This window comes from Frankia sp. Mgl5 (assembly GCF_023242985.1).
Taxonomy (GTDB): domain Bacteria; phylum Actinomycetota; class Actinomycetes; order Frankiales; family Frankiaceae; genus Parafrankia; species Parafrankia soli.
This window is the reverse complement of the sequence record NZ_JALKFY010000661.1, coordinates 1-13,168: the sequence shown is the minus strand read 5'-3', so window position 1 is coordinate 13,168 and position 13,168 is coordinate 1. Positions and strand designations below refer to the sequence as shown.

Sequence of the window (13,168 nt, the reverse complement as noted above, 5' to 3'; positions counted from 1 at the left end):
GCTCTACGTCACGGACCGCCACTCCGGCGAGTCGCTAGACGATCACGATCCGTACACCACGTGCGTGGACTCCACTGAGTCGGAATCGTCGCGCTCGTGTGGCGCCGCGCAGCCGGCGGGGGTGCCTGTGCAGGTTCGGTAGCTACGGCGACGGCCTGCCCGTACGGGCAGGGGGCAAGGCCAGCTGTGCGGCTGGGTCTGTCGCGGCATCGCCGACGGCGCTACCGGCATCGGCGACAGCCGTACTGGCCGCAGCGCCGCGGTTCTCCTGGGTCCTGACGTCGGTCGTCCACGGGTCGCTGCGCCATGCCCCGTCGAGGTCGTCTGCCCAGGGGGGCGTACTGGCGGCCATCGAGTCAAGGCCGTGGGACCGTCCGCACAGATGCTCTCCGACTGAGATGCGCCATAGCCGTATCCGGGCCTGGACCTCGGGCCGGGTCAGTTGGACCGCCGTGACGACCAGAGCACCGCCGATCAGGCCGTCCAGCCAGTAATGGTTGGCCGTGATCACAACAACGGTGATGGTGATCAGCGGATGCAGGATGATCAGCCATCGGGCCCGGGACCGCAGGATCGCCACCACGCCCCAGGCGACCAGGATCGACCATCCGACGTGCAGGCTGGGCATGGCGGCGTACTGGTTGGCCACGGTGTCGCCCGCGGTGTAAGCGGACGGACCGAAGACCGTTCCGGTGTCCACGAAGGTCACGTGGGGCAGCGCCTGTGGGAGGAACCGGGGTGGTGCCAGTGGATAGAGGATGTGGATGACCAGTGCGGCCCCGGTGGAGGCGAGGATGACCGTCCGCACGCGTGGCCATGCCTTGCGGTGCCGTATCAGGACCCAGAGCAGGAAGGTGGTCGATGCCGGGAAGTGGACGCCGACGTAGAAGCGGTTCGCCAGCTCGAGGAGGTGGCTGGAATGTAGGGCGAGCTGTTGGATCGCGGACTCGTTAGGGAGGTTCAGTAGTCGTTCGAGGTTCCACACATCCTGGGCGTTCGTGAGGGCTTGCGCTTCCCTGCCGACGGCCAGATGCCGCCCCATCCGATAGAGCATGTAGAGCAGATCAAGGAGCAGTACCTGGCTGGCGAGGAACAGAAGCGTGGAGGCCAGGCGACCGATCCGTGACCTGTGCCACCAGGAGTCCCGTGGGGGCAGCGCGGCGTTGGGTGACGCGGACGTCGCCCTGTCGGGTACAGGAAACAGGATGCTCACCATGAGCTGCCTCGGTGCATCTCACGTCCTTCTGCTGACACGCCCGTCAACCTCCCTGTTCCTACCGGTCGATCCGATACGCAGGCAGGCCCCGGAAATTGTGATGCCGCCCTCATCCCTCAGGACCAGCCGCTTACTGCCCCGCGCTCGTCGTCCCTGTCGCTTTACTCCACCTACTGGACGTGCATGCGATACGCAGGCGGTGGCCGAGACGGATATGGCCCGTCGAATTTCGGACACCACGCGCTAAAGAAGAATGGAGGGAATCCTGGCACTCGATCTTTTCTGGTCTCGTTTGTGTAGCGTTCTCGATCGGTAGATATTCGCGCATTGCGCCCAAGCACGGTGGCGTAGCCGATCGTGCCGGAGGGAGCGCCCTGGGGGGTAACGACCATGCGGTCGTCCACTTTCGGACCCGTTGTGTCGGTGCCAACTGCGACGGTCTCCCGGCCGGTTCGTGGCCGAGGTGCCCATCGCCGCGGTGTCCCTGAGCGGGAGGGCGTGAGGTCAGTTCCCGCTGTTGTCCGTCGGCGGGCACTGGCGCGTTCGTGTCTCCGCCTCGGGGAGGACGACGTCCTTGGCTGTCGCGGTCAGTGACAGGCCTGACGCGTCGGTTGACGCTTCGACGATGCTGAGGTCGAACGGCAGGCCTCCGACGGGGATCGGGACCGAGGGGAGGAGCTCTCCCACGCCACCGGGCACGGGGATGCTGAAGTCGAGTCCCCCGCGCAGGGAAAGCTCGGAGGGGACCAGGGTGAGTTTGTTGTCCCGTATCTCGAAGGTGGTGACGCCGCCGATCTCCTGGGCGCCGAGCACCGGCACGTCGGCCGTGCCGGAGACCTCGACCTGCTCTCCGCCGTCCACCGGGTTGATTTGGATCTTTCCGGGCTGGTCGGCCAGAAACGTGTTCACATCGTCGTAGTCGAGATGGACCGTTGCCTCGACATCGTCGACCGGAACCTCACCAACACTGTTGGTGAGGATTTTCTTGACTGGAATGTGAAGTCCTTTGAGGTGTGCCTCGACCGAGGAAATGCGGGGGCCGGGTGTTGGGATTCCCTCGACGCTCACTCCGATGTTCTTGAACGTGCCAAACATGATCTGGGTGAGAAACGGGAATCCGCCGATGCTGACATTGCTCACGGTCGGTGGGACGACGTCGCAGGCGAGGCTTTCGGTCACGCTTGCCTCGATCTGTTTGGCCATCTGGTCCTCGGCGGCCGAGACCGCGAACCGGTCGCCCGCCACGAGCACCACGAGCTGGACCACCGCGCCGATCGCGAGGATCCGTCGGCGTCGTCGCCATCGGCGGCGCTTCGGGGAGCCCGATCCGTCTCCGGGGTCGGCGGGGGGCGGGTGACCGCCTGGACCTGCGGGGGTGGCATTGTCCTCCGCGTCCGGATGTGCCTGGCGGTAGTGGTCGTCGCCGGTCTGCGTACCGATGTGACTTCCGGTGGGTGGGTGGGTTCCGCTGTCGGCCCAGGCCGCGTGAGCGGGTTGGGGATCGGCGGGTGGGATGGACTGGATCCGTTCCCTCCACAGGGCCTCTGGCCCGGCTGGCATGCCCGGGGTCGGGATACTCCTGGCGGTCCCGGCTCTGCCGATCATTTCCGTTGTCCCGCCGTGCGGCGGCGGGGTGACCTCCGGCGCGTCTTGCGCGCTTCCTGCCGGAGGACGCACTGGTCGACCCGGGCGGAAGGCGTCGGCGGGTGGCGGCGGTCCCGTCGGCCGATGGGGGGCCTGCTGTGGCGGGGCCGCCGGCTGGGACGGGCCGTGCAGGTCCCGGGTAGGCCGGTCGCCGTCCGGGCCAGGTCTCCCGCCAGGTCTCCCGCCCGGTGCCTGAGCGGAGCCGTCGTGAGCGGTGTCCGCGGGTTTGTGTTCGTCGCCGGTGGGTCTGTGGTTCACCGAACATCTCCCCTCCGCGCCGCGTCGAGTTCCTGGGCGCGGCATCGCCGTTCGCTGATGGTGTGTCGCGCCCAACCCGAAGCTGGGTGACGGGACGCCGGTTCTTGGTCACGTTGGGGGACCTCGACCACTGTGCACCGTGGTGGCCCGCTTCCGCGTCGGCCGGAGGCAGTCAATTTCGGCTACTGCAGGCTCAGTAGAAGCATGTCTCGCTACCACCTCGACAGTTACTCGCCGTGCCTGTATACATCCTTTCTGAAGTCGGGTTTGGGTGTGACGGTCGCGGGGCGCTTGGCCTTGCAGGGGGGCGGACCCGTTGCATCGCAGCGCACATCACGGTGGCGGGACCGACAACCAGCGCTGTCTCGGCGGAGACGAGGCACTTGGCGGGCGGGCACCGGTGAAGTCACCGCGCGGCCGGAGGTACTCCGTCGGCCGAACGGGCCGGGTCGCGTGTACTGCGTTCTTCGTAGCCGGAAGTGCCGGCAGGCGGACGACGACGGGACCCATCGGTTTCGCGCAGTCTTCTCGTGTACCCGAGAAGATGTGGAGATCTCCCCCGTGGCGACTTTTCTTTATCGGCTGGGCCGTCTTTCCTTCCGGCGGCGCCGATACGTTCTTCTGTTGTGGGTGGGGGTGCTGGCTGCTGTTGGTTTCGGCGCGGCCAGGGCACCCGCTGCTCCCGAGGACGCCTTCTCCATGCCAGGCACCGAATCCCAACGAGCGTTCGATCTGCTGGACGAACGCTTCCCGGGCACTGGAGCGGATGGGGCGGTCGCCCGCATCGTCTTTGTCGCCCCACCAGGGCAGACCCTGACCACGCCCGAGAACCGTTCCACCGTCGAGAGAGTCGTCGAGGAGGCGGCAGCCAGTCCACAGGTCGCCAGCGCCGTGAACCCCTTCCAAGGTGGGGCGGTCAGCACGGATGCGGCGACCGCGTACGCGACGGTGTCGTACACGGCGATCAGTGATGATCTCACCGACGCCACCAAGGACAGATTGGAGGGCGCGGTCGCGGACGGCCAGGCGGCGGGTCTGACCGTCGAGCTGGGCGGGGACGCGTTGACGACCCGGCCGGGGGCGGGCGGGGTGACCGAGGTCGTCGGGATCGCGATCGCCGCGCTCGTGCTGCTGGTCACCTTCGGCTCGCTGGCCGCGGCCGGGCTGCCGCTGCTGACCGCGATCGTCAGCGTCGGCGTCGGCATCGCCTCGATCATGACCCTGGCCAGCACCCTCGGCCTGTCCTCGACCACCAGCACCCTCGCGATGATGCTCGGCCTCGCCGTCGGGATCGACTACGCCGTGTTCATCGTCTCCCGCTACCGGGAGGAACGCGCCCGCGGGCTGGAGCCCCAGGAAGCCGCAGCGATCGCGGCCGGCACCGCCGGGTCGTCAGTGGTCTTCGCCGGGCTCACCGTGGTGATCGCCCTGGCCGGGCTGTTCATCGTCGGGGTCCCGACCCTGACGAAGATGGGCCTGGCCGCCGCGGGCACCGTCGGTGTCGCCGTCCTGGTCGCGCTGACCCTCGTCCCGGCGCTTCTCGGGTTCTTCCAGCGGGCTGTGCTCCCACGCTCCGCACGCAAGAGGACGACGAAGAAGATCGAGCTCCGCGGGCCGAATCTGGGCACCCGCTGGGCGAACCTGGTCCTGCACCGCCCGCTGCCCGTCCTCATCCTCTCCGTACTTGCGCTGGGGGCGATCGCCCTGCCGATCCTGGACCTGCGCCTGGGCACCGCCGGCGACGAGGCGAAGCCCACCTCCACCACCGAACGCCGCGCCTACGACGACCTCGCCCGCGGCTTCGGCCCCGGCTTCAACGGCCCGCTGACCATCGTGGTCGACGCGGCAGGTTCCGACGACGCGCAGGCGGCCGTCACCACGATCACCCAGACGATCGGCGGCACCCCGGGCGTCGTCTCCGTCTCGGCCGCCCGGTTCAACACCGCGGGCGACACGGCAGTCTTCACCGCTGTGCCGGCGACCGGCCCGAGCGAGGCGGCGACCAAGGACCTCGTCCACACCATCCGCGCCGAACGCGCCACGGTCACCTCCGCCACCGGCGCGACCTTCCAGGTCACCGGCACCACCGCCGTGAACATCGACATCGCGCAGAAGGTGCAGGACGCACTCATCCCCTACCTCGCCATCGTGGTGGGCCTGGCGTTCCTGCTGCTGCTCGTGCTGTTCCGCTCGGTCCTCATCCCGCTCAAGGCCGCCCTCGGGTTCCTGCTCTCGGTCCTGGCCGCCCTCGGAGCGGTCGTCGCGGTCTTCCAGTGGGGCTGGCTGGCGGAGCTCATCGGCCTCGACCAGACCGGACCGATCATGAGCATGATGCCGATCTTCATGGTGGGCATCGTCTTCGGTCTCGCCATGGACTACGAGGTCTTCCTCGTCGCACGCATGCGTGAGGCCCACGTACATGGCGAGAACGCCCGGGATGCGATCACCTCTGGGTTCGGGTACAGCGCTCGTGTCGTGGTGGCCGCAGCACTGATCATGATGGCGGTCTTCGCCGGCTTCATCGGCTCCAGCGAACCGATCATCAAAATGATCGGGTTCGGTCTGGCCACCGCCGTCCTGCTCGACGCGTTCGTCGTCCGCATGACGATCGTCCCCGCTGTCCTGGCGCTGCTCGGTGAACGGGCCTGGTGGATCCCGCGTCACCTCGACCGGGTCCTGCCCCGCATCGACGTCGAGGGCGAGACGCTGAGCCGGCCAGCCTCTCCTGCACCAGCCACCGGCCCCGAGGAGCCCGTCGCCCTGGAATCCGCGTCCGCACGGTGAGCACCGCCCGTCCGAGGATCGCCTGCGCAACACCGCCGCCCTCGGACAGGGCCCCATACCGTGGGCACCACGGCCACAGCACCCGACAGGAACCCGATATGACGATCACCAGCCGGTGGCGGCACATCCAGGGCCATCACCGCACGGGCACCGTGATGATCGCGCTCCTGGCCTTCGTAGCCGCCGGCCCCGCCAGCAGACTCAACCCCCAGCACGTCGCCCACGACAGCTCCCCATACCCCGCGGTCCTGCTTGCCGCCGTCGCCTGCACGGCCCTGCTCTGGCACGAACGCCATCCCCGCGCGACCGCCGTGGTGGCCATAGCCTGCACCGTGCTCCTGGCCGGCCTCGGCTACCTCCTCACCTCCCTGATGATCGCCCCAGCGATGGCCGCGCTCTACTGGCTGGCCGCGCACACCGACCGCAGAACCACCCTGAGCATCGTCATCCCCGCCTGCGCCCTGGTGGTCGCAACGGCGCTGATCGCCGACCCCGACGGCTACCCCCTGGAGCTCAAGACCATCGGCCCGACCGCCTGGATGCTGATGGCCGCGTCACTCGGCGGAGCCAGGCGGATCAGACAGGACTACCTCGACGCGGTCAAAGCCCGCGCCGAATACGCCGAACGCACCCGCGAGGCCGAAGCCCGCCGCCAGGTGACCGAGGAACGCACCCGCATCGCCCGCGAGCTCCACGACGTCGTCGCCCACCACATCACCCTCGCTCACGCCCAGGCCGGCACCGCCGCACACCTCGTCCGCACCCGCCCCGACCAGGCGGAACCGATCCTCGCCAGCCTCACCACCACCACCTCCTCCGCGCTGCGCGACCTCAAGGCCACCGTCGGCCTACTGCGGCAGAGCGACGACCTGGACGCGCCGCTGGAGCCGGCCCCCTCACTCGCCCAACTGCCCGAACTCGCCCACACGTTCACCGCCGCCGGACTCGCGGTCACCATCAACACCCGCGGCGAGCGACCCCAGCTTTCCCCCGGCATCGACCTCACGGCATACCGGATCACGCAGGAAGCGCTCACCAACGTGGCGAAACACGGCACCACCAACAGTGCATGCGTTGACATCACCTACGCTCCCAACAGTGTCACCCTGATGATCATTAATGGTGGCGGGAAGAAAATTTCGGCCAAGGGAGGCGGCAGACCCGACACGATGAAGTCAATCCCGTCCTCGAACAGTGGATTCGGCCTGATCAACATGCGGGAACGTGCACTATCCGTCGGCGGACATCTCGAGGCCGGGCACCATCCCGAAGTCGGATTCCACGTCACCGCCGTCCTGCCACTACAACCCAGGACTCCGACGAAAACGGAAGACGATGACTATCCGAATACTCCTCGCCGACGACCAGGCCCTCCTGCGAGCGACCTTCCGGATTCTGATCGACTCGTGCACGGACATGGAAGTCGTCGCTGAAGCCGCAGACGGCCACGAAGCCATCGCAGCAGCCCGCGAACACCACCCGGACGTCGTGCTCATGGACATCCGCATGCCCGGCACCGACGGACTCGCCGCCACCGCCACCATCTGCGGCGACGAAACACTCGCCGCCACACGCGTCCTCATCCTCACCACATTCGAAATCGACGAATACATCGCCCAGGCACTCCGGGTCGGAGCAAGCGGATTCCTCGGTAAAGACGTCGGAGCGGACGAACTCCTCTCCGCCATCCGCACCATCGCTGGCGGCGGCGCTCTCCTGTCCCCAGCGGCCACCCGCGCCCTCATCGCCCGGTTCCTCGCCGCCCCCGAACCCACAACCACCGTCCAGACAAACCCCACAGTCCTCACGATGCTCACCGCTCGCGAACGAGAAGTCATGGTGCTGGTCGCCAAGGGCTACTCGAACCACGACATCGCCCGTCACCTTGTTATCAGCCCGCTGACTGCCCGCACACACGTCCACCGAGCCATGACAAAACTCGAAGCCCGCGACCGGGCACAGCTCGTCGCCATCGCCTACCAGTCCGGCTTGCTACAAACCACCCCACCAGTCTGACCGCCCCGTAGCCCCACGACCCGGTCGTGGTTCTCTGTACCACCGCACGCACGATCGACGGGCCGCGCCCAGAGGCCCGCCCCTCGTCAGCCTTTCCCCGGCCACCCGCTCCCGGCCTATCTTCTCGATCATCGGTGCGGTCGTCGCCGTCAGCGAGGACGCCGACGGCGCCACGACCCTGCCGCGGCACACACGGGTACACAGGTCGGCCCCGCCGTTGTCGGGCATGATCCTGATGGAAATCGGGGCGACAGCCATGGGGCAGCGATCGTCACGAGGGAGGACGGACCTACGTGGTCAGGCCCGTGCGCGACGAACGCCGCGGGACGGGCCTTTTAAGTACATGTGCCGTCGCCTGCGCCTCAAGGAAACCTCGCCAGCCCGCATCCGTCGACGACGCGTTCAGCTCGGCGGCACTGCATACCGTTCTCGGACCGAGATCATATTGTGCGGTCCCGGAAACCGATCCGCCGGGTAGGAGTACCAGGACCGCTGACATGCTGGCACGCACGTCGCCTGCGACACGGCGAATCCGGTGCCCGGCTGGTGGTGTAGCCCGCTACACCACCAGCCGGGGAGGATGCCCCCTCGAACCCGCAAACAGGTCGAGGCAGCATGGATGCCAGAACCTCACAGCCACTGAACACCCGAAGTCGCCCGGCTGGCTGGCCGATTCCTATCCCGCACGGACACGAACGTGCCGGTTAACTGCCATCATGCTCCTCCCCATCAGGAGTACTGGGCAGAAGGCCGGCGTACTGCGTTCGCAGTATCCAGTTGTCGACAAATGCACGACGACCGGCGATCCCTGTTCAGGCAAACTGAAGAGGTGCCCGAGAACAGACGCGAAGAAGATGCGGTAGCTGCTCCTCGTCGACCGGACAACCCGAGAAATGCACGACCGCCTGGCGGGCCGCAGTAGGCCACCGGACGGCAGAGGCCGCCATCCGGAAGTAGGGCGTGGATGACCCAGCCCCGCCCCTCGTATGCGCCGGGCCCTGTGCAATAAGGGTGCACGGCGCGGGCCTGTGGGTCCGGCGGTAGCCCCCGCCGGACCCACGGCGCCTGGACGCCGGCATGCCCAGGCCGCGGTACACAGCCCCGACCCACGCAGCCCAACCGAACCTGGCGCACCAGACCATGCATCGGTAGGCCTGAACGATCCCTGCCAGAAACGCGAGAAAACACGCCAACCGATCCGGCATTCAAGTTCGGCTCCTCGTGGCCCATGCCGGCTCGCCCACTCCCTCGCAGCTGCGATCATCTGCCTGACTCCGTCGGCGCTGGAGCATCATTCGCAACCGGCGGTTACCTTCCATGTTCGCATGTCAAACATCAGAAGTGCCATCCGAGACGGAAGTAGGAGGCAATGATAAGAACCCAGCTACGCGCCGGGTTGGTCTGCACACTCGCGTGCGGCACTCTGATCACCGCGGTTGCCCTCAACCGCCACGACGGCGGTTCAGCTCCAGCCGCGGCAGCCGTAGCGCTTCCGGGGAGGACCACGACAGCGGTTCCGAGTTGGACAGCAACTCCAGCTCCAGCTCCGGCGCGGGGGGAGTACGTCGCCCTGGGTGACTCCTATACCGCTGGTCCCGGAATCCCCTCCCAGACCGGAGAACCTGGCGGCTGCGATCGTTCCGACCGCAACTACCCGACGCTGATCGCCGAGCAGCTGGATCTCGAGGAAGCCGACTTCACGGATATGAGCTGTTCCGGTGCCACGATCGCGGACCTGTCCTCGCCCCAGTCCACTGGGGACGGAGTCAACCCGGCCCAGTTCTCGGCCCTGTCCGCCACAGTACGGCTGGTTACGATCGGCATCGGCGGCAACGACATCGGCTTCACCTCGCTGATCAAGCAGTGCGTCCGGGCCGGCGTGCTCTACAACGCGCTCGCCGGCGGCGTCTCGGACGACGCACCCTGCAAGAAGAAGTACGTCTCTGCCGGAACCGACGAGGTACACGAGAAGATCCAGGCGGCAGGGCGACATCTTTCCGTCGCGCTGGGCGAAATCACCCGTCATTCTCCGCAGGCCGACGTGTACATCGTGGGATACCCGGCGATCCTTCCCGCCGACGGCGTCGGTTGCGCACGCACTATGGGACTCACGACCGGCGACATCACATACCTGCGGCAGAAGGAACAGGAGCTCAACACCATGCTGCGACAGCAGGCAGAGGCCGCCGGCGCAGGGTACATCGACACCTACACGCCCTCCCTCGACCGCGACGCCTGCGCGGCGAGAGACATCCGCTGGGTCGAGCCACTGATTCCCCTCAACCCCGCTGCCTCCGTCCACCCCAACGAACGCGGCGAACGCGGCATGGCCGACGCGATCCTCCAGAACATGTCGCATCCGACGCCACCGACCCGATCGTGATCGCAGACGTGCACACCCATCCCGCACGGTCTGGCTGACCGATCCCGTCCGTCTCCGATATCGGTTCCCCCGTCGACCGCACCTGCCGCCGGACAAGGACTCGTGCTAATCAGTGGGAACTGCGGCGGGCAACGCGTACCGCCTCCTCTGCAACCCAAACGGTTGCGCATGAAAGACGATTGACTCATCTCAGACCAGGTTTCTTGCTCATTGCTCGACGCCGGAGATAAATCTTTCGGGACCGCCCGTGAACCTTCCCGGGTTCAGGCAAAAATATGACATATAAGAGAGGGTTGACGACATGGATCTCTGTAGGAAAAGAAAAGAAGCCGCCGTGGCGAGTCGACCTCCCGTCGACTCTAAAGGTCTACGGCGTTCTTGGTTGAGCGGACGAATAGCATTCATCGCTATCGCCATCTCCGTGGTTTCACTAGCCGCTTGTGACACGACAAGTGCCCCGGATGAGAACTCGGCCATTAATCCCTCGGCCGGAACAACGTATGTATCGGCGAGCCCGGGAGCTGGTGTCGGCGACTCGGACGGCACCGAAACATATGTCAGAAGATTCCGTGAGGAATTTCCTCGACTGGCGCAGGGTAAAACCGACGCGCAGATCATCGGTGACGCCGAGGCCAGCTGCTCTGATATGGCTGCCAGCAGAAAGATCACCACCCCATCGATGGGAGAGCGCTACGGTCTCGGCGCATCAACAGCAGACCAGTTCACACTCCACAACATTGCTCTGTTGGCCATGTCAACCGTATGTGGAATCCGCTGACACGCATCACATCGCCTGTGGGACTCTGTTGCCTTATTGCTGATCGCCGGGGGCTGTGGCTCGCGGGTGGTGATTGTGGAGGATGGTGCGGCGCGGCTGGCCCTGACCCTCGGGCGGACCTGTTCGCCGCCGACGAGGCGCTGCTCTTCGCCACCTCGACCGCCAGCCTGTCCTCGCCCTTATTCTGACCGTTTCTTATCCGCGCCGGTCAGGTCGAGTTCGAACCAGACTGTCTTCCCGGTGCGGGTGGGACGAGCTCCCCACTGGGTGGCGAGTTGGGCGACAAGCTGAAGCCCGCGGCCGCCCTCGTCATCGGCGGAAGGGTTCAGCAGGCGCGGCACTCGGCTGTCGCCATCGGCGATTTCGACGTAGAGGGCGTGGCGACCGCGGCGTAGCGTCAGGTCGCTGGGGGTCTTCGCGTACCGGATGGCGTTCGTGACGAGCTCGCTGACGAGGAGCTCCACAAGGTCGACGCTGTCGGTGAGCTCCCACTGCCGCAACGCGGCGACGGTGGTGTCGCGGGCGGCTTTGACGGCCCGTGGATCGGGCTCCACGGTGGTTGTCCAGGTGGTGGCGCGTGCGGTGGCGCGGACGAGGAGGAGGGCGACGTCGTCGTCGTAACCGCCGCTGCGGTCGATGAGGGTGAGTAGCCGCTCGGCCGTGGCGGGCAAGCTGCCGGTGGCGACGAGGGCCGCCTGCAGCTGGCGGACACCCTGACCGATGTCAATCTTCGGGGATTCGATGAGTCCGTCGGTGTAGAGAGCGAGGGTGCTGCCTGCCGGGAACGGGTACCGAACGTCGGTGCACGGTGGGCCGCCGATGCCGAGGATGATTCCTTCCGGCTCCTCCAGCAGTCGAGCGTCTGTGTACGCATCGACGAGGGCGGGTGGGAGGTGACCGGCGTTGGCGACGGTGATGCTGGCGGTTGCCGGCTCGAAGATTGCGTAGACGCAGCTGACGAGGGCACCGTCCGGCCCGGCACCGATATTCTGCACCAGGCTGTCGAGGTGCGTCAGGACGTCCGCTGCCGGGAGGTCGAGGGCGGAGAAGGCACGGACCGCGGCGCGGACCTGGCCCATCACGGCGGCGGCGGCCAGGCCGCGGCCCATCACGTCGCCGATGACGAGGGCGACTCGGCCGGCCGACAGCGGCACGATGTCGAACCAGTCGCCGCCGACCTCGGTTCCTGCCGTGCCGGGCTCGTAGCGCCATTCGATGTCCAGACCCTCGACGGCCGGCAGCCCGCCGGGTAGCAGCCCGCGTTGCAGGGTGATTGCGGCCGTGCGCTGGCGGTCGAAGGCGCGGGCGTTGGCGACGGCATTGGCGATCCGGCTGCCGAGCTCCGCCGCGGTCTGCACGTCGTACTCGGTGTAGGTCCGCCCGGACGGCCCGAGACCGAGGTACACCGAACCGTGGTATTCGTTGCCGACGAGCAGCGGGACAGTGATCGCGGTGCGAACGGCGATGTATTCGAAGTGCTCATCCCGCTGGGGGTGATCGACGCTGGCGATCACCCGCTCGTCGACGTCGAAGAGGACCGGACGGCGGGTGGCGAGGGAACGGTGCGCTGGGTTGTCCTGATCGACATAGGTGATGGCGGAAGGCAGGAGCTGGTGGGCCTCCGGCGGCGGCAGCAACGGCGTGTTCCCAGCGACGGTGAGACGCAGCGGCAGCCGGGCTGGCGGGGCGGTCGCGTCCAGCGGCTCCTCGGTGAGGTACAGGTCGCAGTTGTCGGCGAACTCGGGAACGATGAGCTCGACCATTCCCTCCAGCGTCGCCGTCAGGTCCAGTGAGGCTCCGATCAACCCACTGGCCCGGCCCAGCAGCCGCAACCGCTGTTCCACCTTGTCTCGTGCGGCCTCCGCCCGCCGCTGGTCGGTCACGTCCACCAGGGCGACGCCCACCGCCGCGACGGACCCGTCCCCGCCGCGGAGCGGATAGTGGGACACCCGCCAAGTCCGCTGCCCTGGCCAGGGGGCGGGAGTGGAACCGGTGATCTCCACGTTGAGGATGGGCTCGCCGGTGGCAAGGACCTGACGGATCACCTCCCAGGCCCCGGGGTGGACGTCGGGGAGCAACTCGCTCAACG

The 13,168-nt window shown here is 67.2% G+C and carries 8 protein-coding genes; 5 read left to right on the top strand and 3 right to left on the bottom strand.

What is annotated here, in order from left to right; translation table 11 throughout:
• Nucleotides 1–142: 142 nt before the first annotated feature.
• Together MXD62_RS21870 and MXD62_RS21865 are read right to left on the bottom strand one after the other, a co-directional pair.
• Nucleotides 143–1,216 (bottom strand): phosphatase PAP2 family protein, encoded by a 1,074-nt coding sequence (locus MXD62_RS21870; protein WP_248831355.1) that lies wholly within the window; start codon nt 1,214–1,216, stop codon nt 143–145.
• A 504-nt stretch (nt 1,217–1,720) separates the two neighbouring features.
• On the bottom strand, nt 1,721–2,470 hold the full coding sequence (locus MXD62_RS21865) for a DUF2993 domain-containing protein (RefSeq protein ID WP_308301302.1): 750 nt from the start codon (nt 2,468–2,470) through the stop codon (nt 1,721–1,723).
• A gap of 1,209 nt (nt 2,471–3,679) precedes the next feature.
• Between MXD62_RS21865 and MXD62_RS21860 the strand changes: the two genes are divergently transcribed.
• The 5 genes from MXD62_RS21860 (at nt 3,680) to MXD62_RS21840 (ending at nt 11,079) form a co-directional block, all read left to right on the top strand.
• Complete coding sequence (locus MXD62_RS21860; protein WP_248831353.1) at nt 3,680–5,902, top strand: MMPL family transporter; 2,223 nt, start codon at nt 3,680–3,682, stop codon at nt 5,900–5,902.
• Between the two features lie 98 nt (nt 5,903–6,000).
• Complete coding sequence (locus MXD62_RS21855; protein ID WP_248831352.1) at nt 6,001–7,335, top strand: sensor histidine kinase; 1,335 nt, start codon at nt 6,001–6,003, stop codon at nt 7,333–7,335.
• Nucleotides 7,238–7,918 (top strand): response regulator transcription factor, encoded by a 681-nt coding sequence (locus MXD62_RS21850; RefSeq protein WP_248831351.1) that lies wholly within the window; start codon nt 7,238–7,240, stop codon nt 7,916–7,918. The genes MXD62_RS21855 and MXD62_RS21850 overlap by 98 nt, the downstream gene beginning before the upstream one ends.
• Nucleotides 7,919–9,287: 1,369 nt before the next feature.
• A complete protein-coding gene (locus MXD62_RS21845) occupies nt 9,288–10,301 on the top strand; it encodes an SGNH/GDSL hydrolase family protein (RefSeq protein ID WP_248831350.1) in 1,014 nt (337 codons plus the stop codon).
• A gap of 301 nt (nt 10,302–10,602) precedes the next feature.
• Nucleotides 10,603–11,079: a hypothetical protein gene (locus MXD62_RS21840; RefSeq protein WP_248831349.1), complete on the top strand. Its 477-nt coding sequence runs from the start codon at nt 10,603–10,605 to the stop codon at nt 11,077–11,079.
• A 179-nt stretch (nt 11,080–11,258) separates the two neighbouring features.
• Here the strand turns inward: MXD62_RS21840 and MXD62_RS21835 are convergent.
• The coding region (locus MXD62_RS21835; RefSeq protein ID WP_248831348.1) for a SpoIIE family protein phosphatase at nt 11,259–13,168 on the bottom strand (1,910 nt) is incomplete at its 5' end.

What these genes read in the sequence shown, in the direction of transcription:
- MXD62_RS21855 (WP_248831352.1), top strand. Translation starts at nt 6,001, where the DNA reads ATGACGATCACCAGCCGGTGGCGGCACATCCAGGGCCATCACCGCACG.
- MXD62_RS21850 (WP_248831351.1), top strand. Translation starts at nt 7,238, where the DNA reads ATGACTATCCGAATACTCCTCGCCGACGACCAGGCCCTCCTGCGAGCG.
- MXD62_RS21845 (WP_248831350.1), top strand. Translation starts at nt 9,288, where the DNA reads ATGATAAGAACCCAGCTACGCGCCGGGTTGGTCTGCACACTCGCGTGC.
- MXD62_RS21840 (WP_248831349.1), top strand. Translation starts at nt 10,603, where the DNA reads ATGGATCTCTGTAGGAAAAGAAAAGAAGCCGCCGTGGCGAGTCGACCT.
- MXD62_RS21870 (WP_248831355.1), bottom strand. Translation starts at nt 1,216, where the DNA reads ATGGTGAGCATCCTGTTTCCTGTACCCGACAGGGCGACGTCCGCGTCA.